A 23,899-nucleotide genomic window follows, 5' to 3' on the forward strand; every position below is an offset into this window, starting at 1 on the left:
TACGATTTTCCTCAAGCCACTTCATCAACCTAGTGTAGATAAGAAATACAGGGTGCAGTTATCGGTACTGGTATTTGGCGATCTCCCTCACAGTTTTATCTTCAGGTCGGAATCGTCACCTTTTTATACTTTGTTATCGCCTTGTTGATACTTAGATTGAATGCAAAATTATTCGGGTCATTTGCAAATACAAAAATAATAACTCCAGACTTTTTACCCGATGCGAGGCGTAAATCATGACCTCTACCCCTATAGATAATATTGCTACTTCGACGTTAAGTGACCGACTCTCCATACGCGAGAAAATAGGTTATGGATTAGGTGATGCAGGCGGCACCGTCATTACCTGCCTAATCATGAACTTCCTGACCTTTTTCTACACCGATGTGTTTGGTTTAACCCCGGCAATTGTCGGCACACTGTTTATCGCACTGCGTGTCTTTGACGCTATTTCCGATCCGTTAATGGGAATTCTTGCTGACCGAACCCAGAGCCGCTTTGGTCGCTTCCGTCCCTGGCAACTGTGGGTTGCTGTACCTATTGGCATTATCGGCGTATTGACCTTCACCGTGCCTGACCTTAGCGCCAACATGAAAATTCTGTGGGCATTCGGAACTTACCTTTTACTTTCAGTTGGCTATACCGCGATTAACGTCCCCTACTGTGCGCTGATCAATACCATGACCACACGCCATGATGAGGTCATTTCCTGCCAGTCCTGGCGCTTTGTACTTTGTGGGGTTGCAGGCTTCCTGGTTTCAGTTGGCCTCCCGTGGTTGGTAGAAATCATCGGCCAGGGCAATGCCGTAAAAGGCTACCAGATGGGCGTCGGCATTTTATGTGCGGTCGCGGTCGTAATGTTCTTGTGCTGCTTCTTCTGGGTTCGCGAACGTGTGCCATTGGCGCTGATGGGCAAATTCACGCTGCGTGAGCACCTGGCGGGTTTGCGCAAAAACGACCAGTTACTGCTGAGCCTGGTGATGTCGTTCCTGCTGATTAACGTCTTTAACCTGCGCGGCGGCGGCTACATGTACTTCATCACTTATGTGCTGCAAGGTAGTGCCGGCTTTGCTTCGCTGTTCTTTACCATGGTGACCTTTGCCTCGATTCTCGGTGCTGTGATTGTTAACCCTCTGGCCAAGCGCTTTGATACTGTAAAGCTTTATTACTACACCAATCTCGTACTGGCAGTGCTCGCGTTTGGAATGTGGCTACTGCCTACCGGCCCATCTTTCCAGACGCTGTGGTTACTGGTGATTCTGGCTAACGGCATCATTCTTGGTTTCACCTTACCGCTGCACTTTTCCATAATGGCCTTTGCTGATGATTACGGTGAGTGGAAAACCGGCGTGCGTTCCTCGGGCATGAATTTTGCCTTTAACCTGTTCTTTATCAAACTTGCCTGGGCTGCGAGTGCTGGGATCTTAAGCCTGGTCTTTATATTCGTTGCTTATAAGCCAGGACTAGAACACCAGACGCATGCTTCGCTTCAAGGCATTACCGCGCTGGAAACCCTGCTACCAGCAGCATTTCACTTATTATTGGCTCTGGCGATTCGCCGTTGCCGTCTGAATAATCCAATGATGGCGAAAATTTCTACTGACCTACGTCAGCGCCATGTCCAGACCGCCTGAGGAGTTGTTATGAATCAGCCAGATGTATTACAGGAAGTTGACCTGCACAAACTTAAAGTAACCGATGCGTTTTTGGGACAGTACCAACGCCTGGTGCGCGATGTGGTGATTCCTTATCAGTGGGATGCCCTAAACGACCGTATTACTGAGGCAGACCCAAGCCATGCTATCGAAAACTTTGAAATAGCGGCAGGTCGCAAAGATGGCGAGTTCTACGGCATGGTTTTTCAGGATAGCGATGTAGCGAAATGGCTGGAGGCAGTGGCATGGTCACTGTGCCAGAAGCCAGATGAGGATCTTGAGAAAACCGCAGATGAAGTTATCGAACTGGTGGAAGCAGCACAGTGTGAAGATGGTTACCTAAACACCTATTTCACCGTAAAAGCGCCAGAGGAACGCTGGACTAATCTTGCCGAGTGCCATGAGCTTTATTGCGCAGGGCATATGATTGAAGCGGGTGTCGCCTTCTTCCAGGCAACAGGAAAGCGCCGTCTATTGGGTGTGGTTTGTCGTCTGGCTGATCATATCGACCAAGTGTTTGGCCCAGGTGAAAATCAGCTTCATGGTTACCCGGGGCATCCTGAGATCGAGTTGGCGTTGATGCGTTTGTATGAAGTAACTGACAACCATCGCTACTTAGATCTCGTAAATTACTTTGTTGAGGAACGCGGAGCACAGCCGCATTTCTACGATATTGAATATGAAAAACGTGGACGTACCTCGCACTGGAACATTCATGGCCCGGCGTGGATGGTAAAAGACAAAGCCTACAGCCAGGCGCATGAACCGCTGGTGCTCCAGCAAACAGCTATCGGCCATGCGGTGCGTTTTGTCTACCTGATGGCTGGTGTTGCACATCTTGCGCGTTTGCATAAAGACGAAGAAAAACGCCAGACCTGCTTGCGTTTGTGGGACAACATGGTCCAACGCCAGCTGTACATCACAGGCGGTATTGGTTCTCAAAGCAGCGGAGAGGCATTCAGCTCGGATTACGATCTGCCAAATGACACGGTTTACGCGGAAAGTTGTGCCTCTATCGGTTTAATGATGTATGCCCGTCGTATGTTGCAAATGGAAGCCGACAGTCGTTTTGCAGATGTGATGGAGCGTGCGTTATACAACACGGTGCTGGGAGGCATGGCGCTGGATGGTAAACACTTTTTCTATGTGAACCCGCTTGAAGTTCATCCAAAATCGCTGGCCTTCAACCATATTTATGATCATGTAAAACCTGTTCGTCAGCGCTGGTTTGGCTGTGCCTGCTGCCCACCAAATATTGCACGTGTTCTGACATCGCTCGGCCATTATATTTACACGCCTCAACCGGATGCTCTGTATGTGCATCTGTATGTTGGTAACGAAATGGCCGTATCGGTGGGCGAGAAAGAGCTGCGTCTAAAAGTCAGTGGTAACTACCCCTGGAATGAGCAGGTCGATATCACCGTGATATCACCGCAGGCGGTGCAACATATCGTGGCACTGCGTCTGCCGGACTGGTGTGAAAACCCGCAAGTGCTGCTCAATGGCGAACCCTGCGTCGGTGACGTGCGCAAAGGGTATCTACATCTTAACCGCGAATGGCAGGAGGGTGATCGTATTAGCCTGACGCTGCCGATGCCAGTGCGTCGTGTATACGGCAACCCTTTACTGCGCCATGTCGCCGGGAAAGTTGCCTTGCAGCGCGGGCCGTTGGTGTACTGCCTGGAAGAAGCGGATAACGGTGCAGAATTGCATAACCTATGGTTACCAAAAGAGAGCACATTTAGCCTGATTGAAGGGAAAGGTATTTTTGCGCACAAGGTGCTGATTCAGGCTGATGGACTGCGTATGGCAAGCGAGCAAGCTGACCAACAGGCACTGTATCACTATGACAAATCACCGGTGAAAGCCGAGCCGAAAAAGCTCACTTTTATTCCATGGTTTAGTTGGGCGAACCGTGGGGAAGGTGAAATGCGAATTTGGGTTAACGGCGAGTAAGCCGAAATATTGGGATCTCTTGATGCAGAGATCCCAAGTATTTATCCTCTCAAAATAATAACCCAGCACACTGCTAAGTTATTTCATTTAAAATTAAATTGTTTCTGGATATTCCCCTTCAGTATTTCTGAAACCCCCTTAATAACCCCCTTGAAAAACCATGATTTTTTTTATTTTTAAACTAGATATATAATTAACCTGACTTGAAGAGGATTTGGTGGCTATTAGAACGCTAAATTATTGGTTTTACTGGAACACAGAAAGCTGAATTTTAGAAAAAGAGAAGGCACACTAAGCATTAATTTACTGAGGATAACCGATGACAATACCCACTCGCCCGGACGATTCTATGCAATGTCTGTTCTCAGCACTTGAACCAGTAAGTTCGGAGATAAAAGTTATCCCTCGCAAAAGAATGAGCTGGGAATACAAAGGTAAACCACAACTATATCTCTTTATGGAAGGTGAGATTTCGCTAGTACGTGTTACTGATGGTCTGGTTGTTGCAAGTGCTTATGATCCTCATATTTTTGGCTTGGGCGAGGCTATCCAGCCCAAGCGCTACCATATTCTACGTGTCGAGAAAAAGTCGCGAATTTTGGCCGTTGACGTTGAAAATGCATTAAAAATATTCGATGAACAGAACCTGTGGCGTGATGTATCCACTACCTTAGCTTATTTCAACGCTTACCTCGTTTATCGCGATGAAATGGTGTTGCAACAGCGTACTTACTCCGTCATTCGCAGCCACCTGCAGGAGATGATTGGACTGCCGCTCGAAGCTCGGCTCAACACTTCTATCCTTGATTATATTCGCCTGAGAACGCATTTATCGCGTAGCAGCATTTTGAATGTTATTTTCGTGCTGAAAACTGAAAAACATATAGAGATAAAGAGAGGCGGTTTTTTAGTCGCCATAAATAATTTGCCAGAAAAGATTTGATAATATCTTGGGTAATAGCACGAATGGCAAAGCTATAAAATTTTAGCACTTTATGTTAACTTTACGCATCGGTTGTATGATGCGCCTGAATATTTTTTTATTTAAAAATAAACTGTTTAATATTTCTAATTAAGGAACTATTTCCTTATTATCCCGTTCGACAAACTTATGGCGATTTAATTCTGAGTCGTTTGCTCAGATATGGGATATGTTAGGGAATATATGAAAAAGACTCTTGTGGCTTTAATCGTGCTGAACGCTTGCGCTGTTTCTAACGTATTTGCTGCGGCAGACGCGAACACCTGGTACGGCGGCGCTAAAATGGGCTGGTCGCATTATTTTGATGCCAGCGGCAACAAAGATTTCAACGATAACGTGAGCAACGCAACTGACTTTGATTTCGATAAAGACAACGTCAGCGGCGGCGTATTTGCAGGTTATCAAGTTCTTCCATGGTTAGCGGTTGAAGGTGGATACGACTACCTGGGCAACATGGGTATCAACGGTAATAACGGTGTTGCTGGCGGAAAAATGGAAAGCCAGGGCCTGCAACTTTCTCTGAAAGCGAGCTACGGCTTGACTGACAACTGGGATATTTATGGCCGTGCTGGTGCGATGGGTTACCGCGCAGAAGTTAACAACGCAGGTCATAGCAATTTTGAAACTGGCGTGCGCCCGTTGGCCGCAGTCGGTACTGAATATGCGTTTACCAAAAACTGGGCTGGCCGTCTGGAATACCAGTGGGTAAGCAATGTAGGTAACTCTAACCAGATTGGTATTAGCAGTGATGTAAGTTCGTTATCCGCAGGTGTTGTTTATCGCTTCGGCCAGCATGATGATGCAGTAATCGCACCGGTTGTGGAACCTACGCCAGCGGCTCCAGAAGTGAAGAAATTTAACCTGAAATCAGACGTGCTGTTCGGCTTTAACTCTGCAGAGCTGACTTCAGAAGGTCACGCAGCAATTCAGCAGCTGTACAACAGCCCGGATATGCAAGCGGCGAAAAACAGCTCAACAACAGTTGTTGGCTACAGCGATCGCCTGGGTTCAGAGCAATACAATCAGCAGCTTTCTGCTCAGCGTGCACAAGCAGTCGTTGATGCACTGATAGCGCAAGGTTTGCCTGCTCAGAATGTGCGTGCCGAAGGCCGTGGTGAAAGTGATTCCGTGACCGGCAATACTTGTGCAGACGGTATGCCTAAGTCACAACTGATTGATTGCCTGGCTCCAGACCGCCGTGTTGTGGTTGAGATTGCAGGCGAACAGTAAGTATTCACCCCTGAGAACGTGAATTCATCCCGAAAGTGCAGAAAGAAGTTACCTTGATTATTTCGTGCCACGCCCTGGAAGCATGTAAGCGCATTTTTCCTGTGTGGCACGAAATATGAAAGGTATATAAGAAATATTTCATTAATCGTCCGTTGCCCGACAAATTCGTCGGGCTTTTTTATTTCTGTTTTGCCAGCCAAACTGCGCCGAGCATGCCAGCTTTATTCCCCAGTTTGCAGGGGCGAATCGGCACTTGTAGCACATCCCAGAACTTAAACCCTTCAAGGTGACGTTCCAGCATTGGGTACAGCATCGGCTGAGTACTGACGCCGCCGCCCAGCAAAATCGCTTGAGGATCAAATAGCGAGACAACGCTATAAATCCCACGCGCCAGGTATTTCACCCAGTTGTCGATAACTCCCTGAATATGCAGATCTGTTTCAGCGCGGGCAAAAATATCCTGGCCGCGAATTTTCTCATCTGCCGGGATATTCATCTCGCGTCGACATGCATCCATCAGCCCTTTGGCTGATGCCAACTGATGCATGTCCTCACCATATTTTCCTACCGGCAATACGCCAAATTCACCGGCCCGGAAGTGCGAACCGCGCATCAGTTCTCGGTTTACGATAATGCCACCGCCAATGCCGGTACCAATCGTCACGCAGACCAGAGAATCATATTCATTGCCCGCACCCAACCACATCTCGCCGAGGGCTGCGCAGTTAGCATCATTTTCAACGGTAATTGGCAGGTCTGTTAGTTCGCCAAAAATCTCCAGCAAATTGCAGCCATCAAGAAACTCAAGCGCCCCCGCTTTGGGGACATTACCGGTATGAGGGTTGATATAGCCGGGGAAACTGATGGCTATCCCGGCAATTTCATTATGCTGTCGATAGCCTGCCACCACACTTTGCCAGGCATCCAGAAACTGCTGGCGGTCATAGTGAGTGTCATACTCTTCAGCGATCAGCACCTCCCCCTCTTCAGTGAACAAACCATGCTTAACGTGGGTGCCGCCCACATCGAAACTAATAAACAGGCGCATGAGCAATCCTTGTAGCGAAACGGGAAAAGGTAAACTTTAAGTATGTCTCAAAACCAATAACCTGCAGGCTGATTACTCTTAATCAGCGAAAAACCAATCCGTGACCTGTGTCGTAAAGCGCTCAAACATTGGCGAAGAATTCACCGCTGGCGACTACGCTTGAGAGTGCAAACGACAAGGAGATTCACATGACAAATAATCCTCCCGATACCCGAATTATCCCGGGCGAGTATGGTTTCCCGCTCAAGCTTAAACCTCGTTACAACAACTTCATTGGTGGCCAGTGGGTAGCTCCTGTCGAGGGAAAATACTACGAAAACCTCACCCCAGTTACTGGGCAACCACTGTGTGAGATAGCCAGCTCCAGTAAAGGCGATATTGATTTAGCGTTAGATGCCGCGCATGAGGCAAAAGCAGGCTGGGGCGCTATGTCAGTTCAGGAACGTGCCAATATTCTGCTAAAAATAGCCGATCGCATGGAGCAGAATATTGAGCTGCTGGCGGCGGCTGAGACCTGGGATAACGGCAAACCAATCCGTGAAACCAGCGGTGCCGACGTGCCTCTGGCTATCGACCATTTCCGCTATTTTGCTTCCTGTATTCGTGCTCAAGAAGGCGGCATCAGCGAAGTTGATGGCGATACTGTGGCGTATCACTTCCATGAACCTCTCGGTGTGGTAGCGCAAATTATTCCGTGGAACTTCCCACTGCTGATGGCGAGCTGGAAAATGGCTCCGGCACTGGCTGCGGGCAACTGCATTGTCCTGAAACCAGCACGTTTGACACCGCTGTCGGTTCTGCTGCTGATGGAATTGGTGGGAGATTTGCTACCGCCGGGTGTCATCAACGTAGTGAACGGTGCTGGCGGTGAAATCGGTGAATATCTGGCAACCTCCAAACGTATCGCCAAAGTAGCGTTTACCGGCTCCACTGAAGTGGGTCAGCAGATAATGCAGTATGCAACTCAAAACATTATCCCGGTCACGCTGGAGTTGGGCGGTAAATCCCCAAATATCTTCTTTGCTGATGTGATGGACGAAGAGGACGCATTTTTCGACAAGGCACTGGAAGGTTTTGCTCTGTTTGCCTTTAACCAGGGTGAAGTTTGTACCTGTCCAAGCCGTGCACTGGTGCAAGAATCTATCTATGAACGCTTTATGGAGCGTGCGATTCGCCGTGTGGAATCCATCCGCAGTGGTAACCCTCTGGACTCACGTACCCAAATGGGGGCGCAGGTGTCACAAGGGCAGATGGAAACCATCCTGAACTACATCGATATCGGCAAAAAAGAAGGGGCTGATGTCCTGACTGGTGGGCGCCGCAAAGCACTAGAGGGTGACCTGAAAGCGGGTTATTACCTCGAGCCAACCATTCTGTTCGGCAAAAATAATATGCGCGTTTTCCAGGAAGAGATCTTCGGACCGGTGCTCGCCGTGACGACCTTCAAAACCGTGGAAGAAGCACTGGAGCTTGCGAACGATACCGAGTATGGCCTCGGCGCTGGTGTCTGGAGTCGTAACGGTAATCTGGCGTACAAAATGGGTCGTGGCATTCAGGCGGGGCGCGTGTGGACTAACTGTTATCACGCTTATCCAGCCCATGCGGCGTTTGGGGGCTACAAACAATCCGGTATTGGGCGTGAAACTCATAAAATGATGCTGGATCATTATCAGCAGACCAAGTGCCTGTTGGTGAGTTACTCGGATAAGCCGTTAGGGTTGTTCTGATATGATCTGAAACAGACACGTCTCACTCTGGCATTGAGCCAAGTGAGATGTGTTGGTCACGCTATTTCTCAGCCAGGAATAGCGCTTTATCACGCAGTAGGTGGTCATTGCCACGGCGGCGGGTAAAACCAATTCGATCAAAGTATTCGAGAATTTGCACCGCCAGTTTGCGACCCACGCCGAGACTGTCTCGGAAATCCGCAGCGCTGGTAGCTCCTTGCGTTTGATCCAGTTCGCGGATCAAATTAGCAAAGGTTTGAATCCGATCGTTACGGTAATAACGATCTTTTAAGATCGCAGTCACTAGCCCAAGTTGCGCGGCAAAACGCAGTAGCTGACGTACTACTTGTTCATCTTGTTGTGTTTCCCGAGCCAGATCGCGTACCCACCATGGCTCATCACCAAATAGTGCGTCAATTTTCTCCCAAACTGCCAACTGCTCTGTGGAAAAGCCCGGTTTGTGATCGGGCAGATGCAGCCAGCCTTGTCGGCTTGCGAGTACCCCTTCCTGGCGCATTTTTTCAATCAATGCCAAAACCAGTGGCTCATCTTCACTTGGTAAAGCCATGCGACGCAGACGCTCACGACCAGGGCCGGGCTGGTCGTCATGCTGTTGGTGATAACGCTCCAGGGTATCGAGCAGTTTTTGCTTCCAGCGTGCGGCCATTTCCTCGCTAAGCAGGCTATTGCCCGCGCGAAGAAAATCGGTTCTGTTTAGCAACTCTTGTAAGCCCTGAGAGGTCAGTTGCCGTGCCCAGCCGAAATCAGTCAGGATTACGGCGCTTCGTTGTAGATGGATATCGAGCACCTGCTGGTCATTTTCTGCCTGTTTAAGCTGTTGTAACCATGCGAGGAATGCAGGCTGGCGTTTACCGCGGCGTGGAGCGTGCAGAAGAATGGCTCGCGCTCCTGCAAGTGTGACGCGAGCGGATATATCACGCAGAACCAGGCGGTCATTGTCTGCAAGCCATAACGGCGTATCCAGAACCAGTTCGGCGAGGTCATCTTCTAGCAGAGAAATGCGCCCGGTGACATGACTTGCTGCATGGTGGATATGCAGCGGCTGCCATTGTTGCAGCTGTGCATGGCTTTGCAGTTGAACGATCACGCGCTCAACGGACTGAAGGGGTTGTTCCGCTAGTAGCCAGTCGCCACGTTTGATATCCAGTTTTTCCGCATCGCCGCTAATGTTGATCGCTATGCGTTGCCCGGCAAAAGCGGTGTCGGTTTTACTATTTTGGGCATGTAAACCACGAACACGCATCGGTTTATCAGCACCGGTTAACCACAGCGTGTCACCAATTTTTACTTCGCCACTCAATGCGGTTCCGGTCACTACCAAACCCGCCCCTTTGACGGTAAAAGCACGGTCAATTGCGAGACGGAAACGGTGCTGGCGCGGGTGTGCACGTTCCGGCAGCGCAAGTAAGTGTTCACGTAGCTCGTCAATTCCTGTGCCACTGGTGGCTGCTGTGACAAACAAAGCCGCCTCTGGCCAGCCAAATTCACTGAGTGTTTCCAGCACCGCTTCGCGTACTTCATCTATTCGCGCATCACTCACCCGATCGGCTTTGGTCAAGGCCACGGTAAGCGACGGTTTGCCGGTTAATTGCAAGATAGCGAGATGTTCGCGAGTTTGCGCCATCACGCCATCATCGCAGGCGACAACTAACAGCGCGTGGTCGATACCCCCCACGCCTGCCAGCATATTGGCGAGGAATTTTTCATGCCCTGGCACATCAATAAAACCGGGAATGCGGCCATCGGATTGTGGCCAGTATGCATAGCCCAGGTCGATAGTCATGCCGCGCTTTTTCTCTTCGGGCAGACGGTCAGCATTCACGCCAGTTAAGGCTTGCAGCAGGGTAGTTTTGCCGTGGTCAACATGCCCGGCGGTAGCAATAATCATGGGTTCAGGTTCTCCATGAAACCAGCTTCATCTTCAAGGCCACGTAAATCCAGCCATAAGCGCCCATCGCTGATGCGGCCAATAATCGGTTTTGGTCGTTCGCGCAGGGCTTGTGTGAGCGCGGCAAGCGTTGCGCCACGCCCATCTTTTGGTGTGAACGTTAGCGCGGCACTTGGCAAACGATCCACCGGTAGTGAGCCGCTGCCAATTTGCGATAAACACGGTTCGACGCAAACGGTAAATTGCTCGCCATATTTGCTTTCAAGGGCAGGTAACAGGCGTTGTGCAAGCTCTGTGATTTCACTAGCGCTACGGGTTAGCAGGCGCAGCGTCGGCAATCGTTCGACCAGCGTTTCCGGGTGTTGATATAGGCGTAACGTCGCTTCGAGTGCAGCCAGCGTCATTTTATCGGCGCGTAATGCCCGTTTTAGCGGGTGGCTTTGAATGCGGGCGATAAGATCTTTTTTGCCGACGATAATGCCCGCCTGCGGGCCGCCGAGCAGTTTATCACCAGAGAAACTCACCAGGCTTACGCCTGCCGCAATCAACTGTTGCGGCATAGGCTCTTCTGGCAATCCCCACTGAGTTAAGTCGACCAGCGAACCGCTGCCTAAATCAGTAACAACAGGGATATTCAGCTCAGTTCCGAGTGCCACCAGTTCTGCTTCATCGACCGCTTTAGTAAAGCCCGCAACCTGATAATTGCTGGTGTGGACTTTCATCAATAGCGCCGTATTTTCATTCGCCGCCTGGCGGTAATCTTTCAAATGCGTGCGGTTTGTTGTGCCAACTTCCACAAGTTGGCAACCCGCCTGGCGCATCACATCAGGAATACGGAATGCGCCACCAATTTCGACTAACTCGCCACGTGAAACCACAACCTCTTTGCCGCTGGCACATGCCGCCAACATCAGCAATACGGCTGCCGCGTTGTTATTAACGATACAGGCGTCTTCCGCACCGGTCAGTTCACAAAGTAGGCCCGCCAATGCTCGGTCACGGTGCCCGCGCTCTGCACCATGTAAGTCATATTCCAGTGTTACGGGATAGCGCATTGCCTGAGTCACAGCCTCAATTGCGGCTTCTGCCTGCAATGCGCGGCCCAGATTGGTATGCAGTACCGTGCCGGTCAGGTTAAATACTGGTAATAGGGCGCTGCGCTGGCCTGATTCAAGCTGAAGCTGCGCATGTGCTGCCCAATCGTTGTTCCAGGGCGGCAGGATTTCCTGAGTGCGAATGTGTTCCCGTGCCACCTCAAGCATCTCTCGTAAGGTATTCACCACCTGAGTGTGGCCGAAATGGTGCAGCAAAGTGCTAAATGAGGCGTCACGTAACAGTTTATCGATTGCTGGAAGTTGGCTGTACAAGGTGCGATGGGTAGTCATAGCAAGCCGCAGAATGGTGAAATATTGCGATAGTTTACAGGGGGAGTTGCCCCCCTGTCATGGCGGGAGATCATGCTGTTGGCGGTTCGGTCCGTGCAAAACTTTCACGTTCGAAAAGTTTCTCAACCAGTTTCACTAAATGTGGGCGGTCGACACACCAGCCAGGCGAAACGCGACGGAAATTGAGATAGCCCACAGCGCATGCCACCGCAATGGTCGCGACGCTTAGGTTTTCCGCATCCAGTTTTTTATCTGCGACGTACTGTTCGAGCAGTGTCAGGCTGCGGCTGATTTTTTCACGTTGGCGCAGCAGTTCCGTTTCTGATTGCTGCTCCGACGGGCGCTGGCGTTCGCGTACTGAAACCAGAGCCGCGTCCATAATGCCATCGGCCAGCGCTTCTATCTGGCGCATTTGCAGTGCAGCTAATGGATCTCGCGGGATGAGGGCTGGGGCGATATCCAACAGCTCAAGATATTCGGCAATCACCGGTGAATCGAACCAGTATTGCCCATCTCCGGTGACCAGCGCCGGGACTTTGCCCAGCGGGTTGTATTGCGGCGTGTTACTTTCTGAAGTCCATGGGTTGTCGTTTACAAATTCAAAAGTTATACCTTTCTCCAGCATTATCACTGAAATTTTGCGCACATACGGGCTGGTGTAATTGCCGATCAGTTTCATCACATCGTCCATTTTTGCCAACAAAACGTAAGTATGGTTCAGATTGTTGGCAACGGCGATTTGATGTAGTCCAGAAACGCCCGCAGCCCACAGGTCATGTACTGGCGATTGGGGTAGTAAAGTTGCCACTGTTCGGGTTCAGGCAGCCACTCCTCCAGCATGCTGACAAGCTGGCCACTTTCCAGCCACGGCCTGGCCTGCTGCTCGTAGAGGTAACTGATACCCGCGCCACAGAGCACGGCTTCCAGCCCTGAATCCATATCGTCGACCGTGAAAAGCACTATCAGAACTTGTTTGAGCAGGCCCGAAGCTTTGTTGGCGCTGCATAATAAATAGTGCAATCGGTGGATGGCGCCTGCGCTTATCCACCCTATAACTAATAGTCTTGTGCGTTGCCGCTGCGCTGTAATTTTCTGACAAAATCAAATCAACCGACACCGCCGGGTTGCCCCGGATCACACTCCATAAAAATCACTTAAAATTTCTTGTGATGCTAATCACATATAAATAACAAAGTCACAACCATGAAATGTGATTCCCATCACGTTTAGGCGTCAACTATGCGCAAAAAATAGCTGCTGTGTTTTTTTACACACTGATTATGTGACGCAGATCTCCTGATCGTAGTTGGTCACACCCATCAATTGGTGATCCTTGTCACATAAATTTCCACTCGCTGGACAGTTTCACGATTCAGTGCCAAATTCGCCTCACTTAGAGCATCTGGCAGCGTTGCTTGCCACCACATTAACAATAAACCTCGGGCTGCTTTTCAGCACGTAAACACAATAAGGGGTGTGCGTATGTCATCCGATATCAAGATCAGAGTGCAAAGCTTTGGTCGTTTCCTGAGTAACATGGTAATGCCAAACATCGGCGCGTTTATCGCCTGGGGTATTATCACCGCCTTATTTATCCCGACCGGTTGGTTGCCAAGTGAAACACTGGCGAAACTGGTAGGCCCAATGATTACCTATCTGCTGCCATTGCTCATCGGTTATACCGGTGGTCGCTTAATCGGTGGCGACCGTGGTGGTGTGGTGGGTGCAATCACAACCATGGGTGTTATCGTCGGTGCAGATATGCCGATGTTCCTCGGCGCGATGATTGCAGGCCCTCTGGGTGGCTGGGCGATTAAACATTTCGACGCGTGGGTAGACGGCAAAATCAAATCCGGCTTTGAAATGCTGGTGAACAACTTCTCCGCTGGCATCATCGGTATGATTCTGGCGATTCTGGCATTCATGGGTATCGGCCCTGCGGTTGAAGTCCTGTCCAAAGTACTGGCGGCGGGCGTTAACTTCATGGTTGTTCATGACATGCTGCCACTGGCTTCTATCTTCGTAGAACCAGCGAAAATCCTGTTCCTGAACAACGCAATCAACCACGGTATCTTCTCACCGTTGGGTATTCAGCAGTCCCACGAACTGGGCAAATCAATCTTCTTCCTGATTGAAGCAAACCCAGGTCCAGGTATGGGCGTGCTGTTGGCGTACATGTTCTTCGGTCGTGGTAATGCTAAGCAGTCTGCGGGCGGCGCGGCAATCATCCACTTCCTGGGCGGTATCCACGAAATTTACTTCCCATATGTGCTGATGAACCCACGTCTGATTCTGGCCGTTATCCTCGGCGGTATGACTGGCGTGTTCACTCTGACCATCCTGAACGGCGGCCTGGTTTCTCCGGCATCTCCGGGTTCCATCCTGGCAGTTCTGGCGATGACACCAAAAGGTGCGTACTTCGCGAACATCGCAGCAATCGTTGCAGCAACAGCAGTCTCCTTCGTGGTCTCAGCAATCTTGCTGAAAACCAGCAAAGTTAAAGAAGAAGACGATATCGAAGCAGCAGCTCGCCGTATGGCAGAGATGAAAGCTGAATCTAAAGGTGCAACTGCGCCACTGGCGGTAGGTGCTGGCCTGTCTAACGACCTGAGCCACGTACGTAAAATCATCGTAGCGTGTGATGCAGGCATGGGTTCAAGTGCCATGGGTGCTGGCGTGCTGCGTAAGAAAGTCAGCGATGCAGGCCTGAAAAATATCTCCGTGACTAACTGTGCAATCAACAGTTTGCCGGATGATGTTGACCTGGTGATTACGCACCGTGACCTGACCGAGCGTGCGATGCGCCAGGTTCCACAGGCACAGCATATTTCCCTGACCAACTTCCTGGATAGCAGCCTGTACTCCAACCTGACCGAGCGTCTGGTGGCCTCCCATAACCTGAGCGAGAAAGAAGTGAAGGTAATGAGCAGCCTGGAAGACAGTTTCGTACCAAGCGAAGAAGGGCTGTTCCGCTTGGGTGCTGGCAACGTGTTCCTCGGCCTGACTGCCACCAACAAAGAAGAAGCCATTCGCTTTGCGGGTGAGCAACTGGTGAACGGTGGTTACGTCCAGCCTGAATATGTTGATGCGATGTTTGAACGTGAAAAACTGACCCCAACTTATCTGGGTGAAGGTATCGCAGTTCCGCACGGTACAGTTGAAGCGAAAGACCGCGTACTGAAAACCGGCGTTGTGTTCTGCCAGTACCCACACGGTGTTCACTTCGGTGAAGAAACTGATGATATTGCCCGCCTGGTTATCGGTATTGCCGCTCGCAATAACGAACACATCCAGGTTATCACCAGCCTGACCAACGCGCTGGATGATGATTCAGTGATTGATCGCCTGGCGAATACCACCAGCGTTCAGGAAGTTCTCGACCTGCTGGCAGGTAAGAAGTAAGTCTCCATTTCCCTCTCCCGAATGGGAGAGGGTTCTGGTGAGGTTGGTCAATACCACAAACCTCCTCACCCGAACCCTCTCGGGTAATTCAAATTTAAGAAGGTGAACGACATGAAAGCATTACATTTTGGTGCAGGTAATATCGGACGTGGCTTTATCGGAAAATTGCTGGCAGATGCCGGTATTGAACTGACCTTTGCCGATGTAAACCAGACTGTGCTGGACGCGCTGAATGCGCGCCATAGCTACCAGGTTCACGTTGTTGGCGAGCAAAAGCAAATCGATACCGTTTCCAATGTTAATGCTGTTAGCAGCATTGGCGATGAAGTTATTACTCTGATTGCCGATGTAGACCTGGTGACCACGGCAGTCGGACCGGTAGTGCTTGAGCGTATTGCACCAGCCGTGGCGAAAGGTCTGGTTCTGCGTCGTACCAACGGTAATGAGAAACCACTGAACATTATCGCTTGCGAGAATATGGTGCGCGGCACCAGCCAGCTTAAAGGCCACGTCATGAAGGCGCTGTCGGAAGATGATCAGGCCTGGGTTGAGCAACATGTTGGCTTTGTTGATTCTGCAGTGGACCGTATCGTTCCACCGTCAGAATCTGCTACTAATGACCCGCTTGAAGTCACGGTTGAAACATTCAGCGAATGGATTGTTGATAAAACACAGTTCAAAGGTGATCTCCCGAACATTCCTGGCATGGAACTTACTGATAACCTGATGGCGTTTGTTGAGCGCAAACTCTTCACGCTGAATACCGGGCATGCTATAACCGCATACCTTGGCCAACTGGCCGGTCATCAGACCATTCGCGATGCGATTTTGGATGAAAGAGTCCGTGCTGTCGTGAAAGGGGCAATGGACGAAAGTGGTGCGGTGCTTATCAAACGCTACGGTTTTGATGCAGACAAACACGCAGCCTACATCCAAAAAATCCTTGGTCGTTTCGAGAACCCATATCTGAAAGATGATGTAGAGCGCGTAGGCCGCCAGCCACTGCGTAAGTTAAGTGCGGGCGACCGTCTGATTAAGCCACTGCTTGGCACCATCGAATACGGCTTGCCACACCTGAACCTGGTTGAAGGTATTGCCGCAGCGATGCATTACCACAGCGCAGAAGATCCGCAAGCTCAGGAACTGGAAAAACTGCTGGCAGAAAAAGGCCCACAGGTCACTCTCGCAGAAATTTCTGGTCTTGATGCCAATAGCGACGTGGTAGCTCAGGCGGTGAAAGCGTACGAAGCTAAAGCGTAGCAGAAGAGAGCGGGTGCAGTGGATGCTGCACCCAATAGAAAATTTTAGTGATGCAGGCAAAGATGGAAGAAACCCAGGCCTTTGAAAACCGTGTGCTTGAGCGTCTCAATGCCGGCAAAACCGTACGCAGCCTGCTGATTACCGCGGTCGAACTTCTCACCGAAGCGGTTAATATCCTGGTGCTTCAGGTCTTCCGTAAAGACGACTATGCGGTGAAATATGCGGTTGAACCCTTGTTGGATGGTGACGGGCCACTAGGGGATCTTTCCGTGCGTCTCAAACTTATCTACGGGCTTGGCGTGCTCAATCGAGCGGAGTACGAAGATTGCGAACTGTTGATGGCTTTGCGTGAAGAGTTAAATCACGACGGTAATGAATATAATTTTACCGACGATGAAATGCTTGGCCCATTCGGTGAACTGCACTGTGTTTCTACTCTACCGCCGACACCAAAGTTTGTGGATGGCAGCGATCCTGAGCTGTTTGCTATGCAAAAACAGCGTTACCAGCAAATCGTTCGTTCGACGATGGTGCTCTCTTTGACCGAGCTGATCTCGCGGATCAGCTTAAAAAAGCCTTCCAAAAGTAATTCTGACCGAACTCCCTTTTCGCCCTCTTAAGCCGAATGGTGTATCCTTGCCAGCAATGAAAGTTATTCACGGTTAATCAAAAATGAAAGAAATCGAAAAAGCAGAAATCAAACGCCTGAGCGATCGCCTCGATCTTATCCGTCACGAGATGCCAGAACTGCATCTGATCAACGACGCTGAAAAGTACGCTGAGATGGAAAAAGAGAAAGCGAAGCTGGAAATTGAGATTGTGCGCCTGCAAGCGGTGCGCAACCAGAAGTTGAGCAAAGAAGCACAAAAACTGATGGCACTGCCGTACAAGCGTCCCATCACCAAAAAAGAACAAGCCAACATGGGCGCTCTGAAAAAAGCGGTACGTGGCTTGGTTATCGTCCATCCAATGACGGCGTTAGGCCGTGAGATGGGCCTCGAAGAAATGACAGGTTTTTCTAATACCGATTTCTAAGTTAACACTCGATTTTAAAAAGGGATGATCCTTTAAGGTTCATCCCTTTTATTTTGCTTAAAATTCCTGTTTTGCGAAGCTTATTCATAACTTATTCCCTTCCCATTGGATTCAATTCTCACAGCATCTATTCTCTGACACTTGTGTATGAACTAGCCGATACCAGGCGACAAAGACTCGCTCCTGTTCTCTACGTAGTTTAAAATAGATACATATCGAACGATTTATACCTATTCAATCGAAGTGAGGGTGAGGGATGATCAGTTTTACAGCCAACCAGGCAAAAACTCAGTTTGGGGAAATGATTGCTAAAGCGCAGCGTGAACCAGTGAGCATCACCAAAAATGGCAAACCTTCTGTTGTTGTGATGTCCATTGCCGATTACAACGCTATCGAAGAACTCAAGTTGCAGAATCTGCGCGATAAGCTTGAACGTTCCGTTGCTCAGATTAAAACAGGCAATGTCTGTGACGGTGACGATGCGTTTGATGAGTTACTGAAGGATCTTTAATGGCTGGATATAAGCTGACGGAAGAGGCACGAGAGGATTTGCGCGAGCTAAAGGGATTTTCACTGAAGCAATTTGGTAATCTTATGACTCGTGAATATCTGGTTGGTATGCGCGTTACGCTACAGCATTTGGCAAAAATGCCGGGGATGGGAATGGATGAATCTGACGACTTATTTCCTGGTGTATGGAGCTTTCCCTATATGAGCCATATGCTCTATTACCAAAAAGCCGAAGCAGGGATTGTCGTTATCGGTATCATTCATCAGAGTCGAATGCCGGAATTGCTGCTAAAAAGGCGATAAGCCAGCAGTTCCCCACTGGCTTTTTTATTTCTACTTCAATACCTGCGGGTTCACGCAGTTTTCCTTCACGTTGCCACTTAGTGCAGCAATCAAGTTATCCACCGCACAGGCCGCCATGTTATAGCGGGTTTCATGCGTGGCAGAACCGATATGCGGCAGGGCAACAACGTTCGGCAGGCTGAGCAGCGGGGAATCTATCGGCAGCGGCTCTTGTTCAAATACGTCCAGACCTGCGGCGTGAATTGTGCCGTCCATCAGTGCCTGAATCAGCGCTTTTTCGTCAACCACCGGGCCGCGCCCTGCGTTAATCAGAATCGCTGAGGATTTCATTTTTGCCAGTTGCTCAGCGCCAATCAGATGATAAGTTTCATCGGTCAATGGCAATGAGATACAGACGAAATCGGACTCGGCCAGCAGGGTGTCGAGGTCGCAATAACGAGCGTTAAAGCGGTCTTCCGCTTCCTGATGGTGGCGGCGAGCGTTATACACAATCGGCATGTTAAAGCCGAAGTGAGCACGTTGTGCCAGCGCCAGGCCAATGCGGCCCATGCCTAAAATCCCCAACGTCTTGTGGTGCACGTCGATGCCAAACCAGTCTGGCCCGATACTGCCTTGCCATTCGCCAATTTTTACACGCTCTGCCACTTCCACTGCACGTCGAGCTGTCGCCAGCACTAATGTCATCATGGTATCCGCGACGGTTTCAGTCAGCACGGTCGGTGTATGCATCAGCGCGATACCGCGTGAAGTCAGCGCATCGACATCAAAATTGTCATAGCCAACAGAGACTGTGGAGGCTGCACGCAGCTTTGGCGTGTGTTCCAGAAACGCTTTGTCGACTTTCTCACTCGAGCCAAGGATCCCCTGTGCATCCGCAAAAACCTGCGCATTTTGCTGGACAGTTTGCGGGCTTAAATCGTTCAGTTGAGTGACGGCAAAGTGGCTTTCAAGGCGGGCAAGGAGGTCGTCAGGTAACTTTTTGTAGAGGATGACGGACGGCTTCATAGCGTTCTCCGTTGAGTTAAGTACAGTCCAGGCGGCATAACGACCGCCTGGTTTGAGATTAGGCGTGGTGTGCTTCCACCGGAACTTGTTGGTTTCTCGCCGGTTTCACTATCAGAGTTAGCCATACTGACGCGAGCAATGCTACCCCCATAAAAACGTAGGAAGCGGATGGGTTGCCTGTTGCACCGTTAAGGTAGCCAACAAACCAGGAGCCAACAAACGACCCCAGTGCACCCATGCTATTGATTAAGGCCATCGCGCCACCGGCAACATTACGTGGCAGCATTTCCGGGATAATCGCAAAGAATGGGCCATATGGCGCGTACATGGCGGCACCGGCAATCACCAACAGAGTGTAGGAAACCCAGAAGTGATCCGCACCAACCAGCCAGGAACCGAGGAAGGCCAGCGCACCAATCAGCAGCAGTGGCCAGACGAACAGCTTACGGTTCTGCATTTTGTCCGAAGCCCAAGAAACCACAATCATCGCGATAGTGGCCGCCAGATAAGGAACCGATGACAACCAGCCGACTTCCACCATTCCCATACCCGCCGTTCCTGCGCCACGGATGATTGATGGCAGCCACAGCACGAAGCCGTACACACCAATACTCCAGCAAAAATATTGCATACACAGCAGCACCACATTGCGCGAGCGGAATGCTTCGCTGTAGTTACGTACGGCTTTAATGCCTTCTTGTTCCTTCTCAAGCTGAGTCTGCAACGCGGATTTTTCAGCATCAGACAACCAGCCAACTTGCGCAGGTTTATCTTTGACTAGCATCCACCAGGCGAATGCCCAGATAACCGCTGGAATGCCTTCAAAAATAAACATTTCACGCCAGCCAAATGCCTGAATCAGGTAGCCCGAAACGACGGACATCCACAGCACCGTCACCGGGTTGCCAAGAATCAAGAAAGTATTCGCCCGCGAGCGTTCAGACTTAGTAAACCAGTTACTGATGTAAATCAGCATCGCAGGCATCACGGCGGCTTCCACCACGCCGAGGATAAAGCGAATCGCCGCCAGTGCCGGAATATTGCTGACCATCCCGGTGAGTGATGCACAACCGCCCCACAAAATCAGGCAAACGAAGATCAGTTTGCGCACGCTGCGGCGTTCGGCGTACATCGCACCAGGTATCTGGAAGAAAAAATAACCGAGGAAAAACAGGGCGCCAAGCAAAGACGAAATCCCTTTGGTGATCCCGAGATCGTCGTTAATGCCAGCGGCAGATGCAAAGCTAAAGTTAGCACGGTCGAGGTACGCCAGGCTGTAGGTGATAAACACGATTGGCATGATGTACCACCAACGTTTTGGCGCGGTTACCTTTGATGAAAGGGACTGGGTTTTCATGGGGCTTGCCTCTATGTTGAGGAGAGTCGCATCATGCCGAGTGTAGGGCACAGCTGATGCAGTCTTCGTTTATTCGCCAAGCGCGCTACGGGTCGGTAACCCTTCGCTATCGCCGATGACTTGTATCGCCAGTGAGCCGATTTTATTACCGCGGCTAACGGCATGTTGTAAGGTTTTTCCCTCCAGCAAAGCGCTGATTACGCCCACCGCAAAGCCATCGCCCGCGCCAACAGTATCGACCACGTTATCGACCTTAATCGCAGGCACTGCACCTTTATCGCCAGCGGCAGTTTTAAACCAGGCGCCGTCCGCACCCGTTTTCAACACCACGGTTTTGACACCCTGGTCGAGATAGAAATCGGCAATCGCTTCCGGGGTTTTGTGCCCTGTCAGGATTGCGCCCTCGCTTAATCCTGGCAGCACCCAGTCTGCCTGGAAGGCGAGTTGATTCAATTGTTTCACCATTTCGGCTTCACTTTTCCACAGCACCGGACGCAGATTCGGATCGAACGAAATGGTTTTCCCTTGCTGCTTCATCATGCGAGCGGCGTGATTGAGCAGTTCTAATGAGCTCTCCGACAGTGCTGCCGCCACACCGCTTAAGTGCAGATGGCGTGCGGAGCAAAAGTACTCTGCGTTTAAATCCGCAACCGACAGGTGGCTGGCTGCCGAGCTTTTACGGAAATATTCCACAATGGGATCGGTTCCATTTTCTGCTTTAGATTTAAGCTGAAAGCCTGTAGCAAAGCGCTCGTCCGTCGTCACTCCGTGGCTGTCGATATTCTCTTTCGCCAGTTGTTGCAGAACATAGCGGCCAAAAGAGTCATTGCCCACCCGGCTAACCCAGCCCACTTTCAGGCCAAGACGCGCAAGACCCGTGGCAACGTTCAGCTCTGCCCCTGCGACACGTTTCACAAACTGTTCTGCGGCTGCTAAATCGCCGCTTTGGCTGGCGACAAACATCGCCATTGCTTCACCAATGGTAATGACATCAAGTTGCGTCGACATCGCTTACTCCTCGCGTAATAAGTTGACGTAATGGCGGGTGACAGCCGTCAGGTCGCGGCCTTCGAGCGGGAATTCGATTCCGCGTGGCGCATCGGCTGGCAGGTTATTGAGTAATTCGAGCCAGCGCGGTTCGGCATCATCAAGTGCAATGGCCCGATAGTGGTAATGGTGTGGCACGGCGGCTTTGACGTGGATATAGCTGACAGAAGATGCCAGCACGCGAGCGGCGGCCTCTGGAGATTCATCAACCCACAGCCAGTTCGCCATATCAAAAGTGAGCGTCACTGGAAGATTTAGCACCTTGCAGGCGGCCTGGAAGCGCTGCATCGGGACGAGTTTGCCACACAGGGTTTGGTCGTTTTCCACGACTAATGGCACATTACTTTGCGCCAGCCACTGCTGCAAAACAGAAAACTGCGAGCTGCCGCGAAAATGGCCGAGCGAAAGTTTCAGCCAGCTTGCATTCAGCTGGTGGGCTTCAAGTAACAAAGAGGGGATCAGCGGGTTCAGTTTGCCGTCTTCGGCGAACAGCGGCTCCGGCGCGGAATAACAGGCCTCGAGGCGGTGTCCGGCAATTTGCTGCGCCAGCTCTGGCAGGGCATCGAGCTGCGTATTGCTTAACAGCTCGCGGCGGATTTCGACGCCATCGGCACCCGCCCCGGCAATAATGGGCAATAGTGCTTGTTGGCCGCCCAGCGCCGCAATGCGGTCATGCCCGTAAGCCGCGGTGACAACAATAATTTTTCTCGGCATTTAATTCTCCGGCCAGGCTCATCTAAATAATATAACTATTACGCTAGATGGAACCGGTTCCAAATAAAAGCCAGCCGTGTCTAATTTATGATCACTATCACGAACATTGATTAACGGGTGGTGGAGCCGCGAACGATTAATTCGCCAGAAAAGACCTGCTCATAAACGGTGTCACTACCGCCTTCAATGCGCTTCACTACTTGCTGGAGAGCGGCATAACCAATCTGCCAGGTTGGCTGTTTAAGCGTGGTGATACCAACGCCGGCAAGCTCCGCCCATTCGAGTTCATCAAACCCCAGCAGGCCAATATCGGAGCCCCAGTGCAGGCCGATACGTCGCAGGGAGCGGGCCACCTGAAGTGTGAGTGCGCCGTTTGCGGAAATCACAGCTTTACGCATTCCCCGATGGCCAGAATGGAACTGGCGCAGCGTGTTGTCCATCAACTCGCCTTCGTGCAAAGGCACTTCCGCGTTTTCGGCAACAATGCCCGGGTAACGTTTGAGGGTGGCGTGGAAGGCATTCAGGCGCTCGCGGCGGGTGTTCACCGTGCCGAGAGGTTCACTGAGGAACAAAATGGCTTCAAACCCTTGTTCGACAAGGTGTTCGGTGGCGGTTGTTGCGGCCTGAATGTTATCAAGACCTACCACGTCGCAGGCAAAATCAGGAATTTTTCGGTCAATCAGCACCATCGGCAGGGCGGATTGTTGCAGGCGATTTAACCCTTCTTCGCGCATCCCCACCGCATTCACCACAATCCCTTCCACCTGATAACTGCGCAGTAAATCCAGGTAATGCAGCTCCTGGTCCACTTCGTTGTTGGTGTTACAGACCAGCGGCGTAAAGCCCTTTTCACGGCACGCCGCTTCAATGCCACTGAGCACATCGACAGAGTAGGGGTTGGTGATATCGGCAATGATCAGGCCGATTAAGCGGGTACGCCCACGTTTCAGGCCGCGAGCCATTTGGCTTGGGCGGTAATCGAGTTGCGCAATCGCCGTTTCAATACGCAAACGTAAGTCGTCAGACAGCACATTTTGCTCGCCGTTAAGATAGCGGGAAACACTGGTTTTACCGGTCTTTGCCGCTCTTGCGACATCGCTTATCGTTGGGCGCGCTGCCTTGCTGATCATGATTTTCTCCGAAGGGTTTCAGGCTCGAGAGTAACACAGTTTATAAGGGCTGGTGGATGACGCTGGCGCTTATCCACCCTACAAAATCTTGGTGCTTCGTAGGTCGGATAAGCGTTAGCTTCATCCGACACAATCTCAAATATTTCATCTGGTCCCATTTCACCCTCATACTGTCCGTTTTTGGTATTAGCAATCGCACTAACCCTTGTCACAATGGCCTCATACCCACTGATGAGGAGTCCGA

Annotated in this window: 21 protein-coding genes; 11 read left to right on the forward strand and 10 right to left on the reverse strand. The window is 50.8% G+C overall.

Annotation, left to right across the window (positions count from 1 at the left end):
• Positions 1-236 precede the first annotated feature (236 nt).
• From AC0IXI_RS01160 to ompA, 4 genes are all read left to right on the forward strand, one after another.
• Positions 237-1,634, forward strand: coding sequence for an MFS transporter (locus AC0IXI_RS01160; protein WP_134185798.1), 1,398 nt, complete (start codon positions 237-239; stop codon positions 1,632-1,634).
• 9 nt (positions 1,635-1,643) lie between these two features.
• Complete coding sequence (locus tag AC0IXI_RS01165) at positions 1,644-3,611, forward strand: glycoside hydrolase family 127 protein (protein WP_413499500.1); 1,968 nt, start codon at positions 1,644-1,646, stop codon at positions 3,609-3,611.
• A 319-nt stretch (positions 3,612-3,930) separates the two neighbouring features.
• On the forward strand, positions 3,931-4,554 hold the full coding sequence (locus AC0IXI_RS01170; RefSeq protein ID WP_134185794.1) for a helix-turn-helix domain-containing protein: 624 nt from the start codon (positions 3,931-3,933) through the stop codon (positions 4,552-4,554).
• A 222-nt stretch (positions 4,555-4,776) separates the two neighbouring features.
• On the forward strand, positions 4,777-5,823 hold the full coding sequence (ompA, locus tag AC0IXI_RS01175; protein WP_471681826.1) for a porin OmpA: 1,047 nt from the start codon (positions 4,777-4,779) through the stop codon (positions 5,821-5,823).
• Positions 5,824-6,001: 178 nt separating this feature from the next.
• Here the strand turns inward: ompA and AC0IXI_RS01180 are convergent, their stop codons facing one another.
• On the reverse strand, positions 6,002-6,871 hold the full coding sequence (locus tag AC0IXI_RS01180; protein WP_064514544.1) for an ROK family protein: 870 nt from the start codon (positions 6,869-6,871) through the stop codon (positions 6,002-6,004).
• Positions 6,872-7,059: 188 nt separating this feature from the next.
• On the opposite strand from AC0IXI_RS01180, the gene exaC reads away from it, so the two are divergent.
• Positions 7,060-8,598 carry an acetaldehyde dehydrogenase ExaC gene (gene exaC / locus AC0IXI_RS01185; protein WP_471681827.1) on the forward strand — a complete coding sequence of 513 codons (1,539 nt, stop codon included), beginning with the start codon at positions 7,060-7,062 and terminating at the stop codon, positions 8,596-8,598.
• Between the two features lie 61 nt (positions 8,599-8,659).
• Here exaC and selB read toward each other — a convergent pair whose 3' ends face one another.
• From selB to AC0IXI_RS01205, 4 genes are all read right to left on the reverse strand, one after another.
• Positions 8,660-10,507 carry a selenocysteine-specific translation elongation factor gene (gene selB / locus AC0IXI_RS01190; RefSeq protein ID WP_471681828.1) on the reverse strand — a complete coding sequence of 616 codons (1,848 nt, stop codon included), beginning with the start codon at positions 10,505-10,507 and terminating at the stop codon, positions 8,660-8,662.
• On the reverse strand, positions 10,504-11,892 hold the full coding sequence (gene selA / locus AC0IXI_RS01195) for an L-seryl-tRNA(Sec) selenium transferase (RefSeq protein ID WP_424221431.1): 1,389 nt from the start codon (positions 11,890-11,892) through the stop codon (positions 10,504-10,506). Before selA ends, selB begins: the two co-directional genes overlap by 4 nt.
• Positions 11,893-11,962: 70 nt before the next feature.
• Entirely contained in the window at positions 11,963-12,571 is a 609-nt protein-coding gene (locus AC0IXI_RS01200; RefSeq protein ID WP_471681829.1) for a glutathione S-transferase, read from the reverse strand.
• A 38-nt stretch (positions 12,572-12,609) separates the two neighbouring features.
• Positions 12,610-12,912, reverse strand: coding sequence for a LysR substrate-binding domain-containing protein (locus AC0IXI_RS01205; protein WP_243839626.1), 303 nt, complete (start codon positions 12,910-12,912; stop codon positions 12,610-12,612).
• A 462-nt stretch (positions 12,913-13,374) separates the two neighbouring features.
• Here AC0IXI_RS01205 and AC0IXI_RS01210 point away from each other — a divergent pair, with 462 nt between their 5' ends.
• The 6 genes from AC0IXI_RS01210 (at position 13,375) to AC0IXI_RS01235 (ending at position 18,402) form a co-directional block, all read left to right on the forward strand.
• A complete protein-coding gene (locus AC0IXI_RS01210; protein ID WP_064514516.1) occupies positions 13,375-15,294 on the forward strand; it encodes a PTS mannitol transporter subunit IICBA in 1,920 nt (639 codons plus the stop codon).
• Between the two features lie 111 nt (positions 15,295-15,405).
• Positions 15,406-16,554: a mannitol-1-phosphate 5-dehydrogenase gene (gene mtlD, locus AC0IXI_RS01215; protein ID WP_471681830.1), complete on the forward strand. Its 1,149-nt coding sequence runs from the start codon at positions 15,406-15,408 to the stop codon at positions 16,552-16,554.
• A 50-nt stretch (positions 16,555-16,604) separates the two neighbouring features.
• Positions 16,605-17,174 carry an MltR family transcriptional regulator gene (locus AC0IXI_RS01220; RefSeq protein ID WP_471683187.1) on the forward strand — a complete coding sequence of 190 codons (570 nt, stop codon included), beginning with the start codon at positions 16,605-16,607 and terminating at the stop codon, positions 17,172-17,174.
• A gap of 52 nt (positions 17,175-17,226) precedes the next feature.
• On the forward strand, positions 17,227-17,589 hold the full coding sequence (locus AC0IXI_RS01225) for a YibL family ribosome-associated protein (RefSeq protein WP_064514511.1): 363 nt from the start codon (positions 17,227-17,229) through the stop codon (positions 17,587-17,589).
• A gap of 256 nt (positions 17,590-17,845) precedes the next feature.
• On the forward strand, positions 17,846-18,100 hold the full coding sequence (locus tag AC0IXI_RS01230; protein ID WP_424221433.1) for a type II toxin-antitoxin system Phd/YefM family antitoxin: 255 nt from the start codon (positions 17,846-17,848) through the stop codon (positions 18,098-18,100).
• Complete coding sequence (locus tag AC0IXI_RS01235) at positions 18,100-18,402, forward strand: type II toxin-antitoxin system RelE/ParE family toxin (protein WP_064514508.1); 303 nt, start codon at positions 18,100-18,102, stop codon at positions 18,400-18,402. Before AC0IXI_RS01230 ends, AC0IXI_RS01235 begins: the two co-directional genes overlap by 1 nt.
• A 30-nt stretch (positions 18,403-18,432) precedes the next feature.
• On the opposite strand, the gene ghrB is transcribed toward AC0IXI_RS01235, so the two are convergent.
• The 5 genes from ghrB to AC0IXI_RS01260 all read right to left on the reverse strand — a co-directional run bounded on the left by ghrB (position 18,433) and on the right by AC0IXI_RS01260 (position 23,655).
• Positions 18,433-19,407: a glyoxylate/hydroxypyruvate reductase GhrB gene (gene ghrB / locus AC0IXI_RS01240; RefSeq protein WP_471681831.1), complete on the reverse strand. Its 975-nt coding sequence runs from the start codon at positions 19,405-19,407 to the stop codon at positions 18,433-18,435.
• Positions 19,408-19,465: 58 nt separating this feature from the next.
• Positions 19,466-20,764: an MFS transporter gene (locus tag AC0IXI_RS01245; protein WP_413499506.1), complete on the reverse strand. Its 1,299-nt coding sequence runs from the start codon at positions 20,762-20,764 to the stop codon at positions 19,466-19,468.
• 69 nt (positions 20,765-20,833) lie between these two features.
• Positions 20,834-21,772: a sugar kinase gene (locus AC0IXI_RS01250; protein WP_064514502.1), complete on the reverse strand. Its 939-nt coding sequence runs from the start codon at positions 21,770-21,772 to the stop codon at positions 20,834-20,836.
• 3 nt (positions 21,773-21,775) lie between these two features.
• Positions 21,776-22,525, reverse strand: a complete 750-nt coding sequence (locus tag AC0IXI_RS01255) for a sugar phosphate isomerase/epimerase family protein (protein WP_064514499.1) — start codon at positions 22,523-22,525, stop codon at positions 21,776-21,778.
• A gap of 110 nt (positions 22,526-22,635) precedes the next feature.
• Positions 22,636-23,655, reverse strand: coding sequence for a LacI family DNA-binding transcriptional regulator (locus AC0IXI_RS01260; RefSeq protein WP_064514497.1), 1,020 nt, complete (start codon positions 23,653-23,655; stop codon positions 22,636-22,638).
• Positions 23,656-23,899 lie beyond the last annotated feature (244 nt).

The sequence above is a fragment of the Buttiauxella sp. AC038 genome (genome assembly GCF_979253565.1).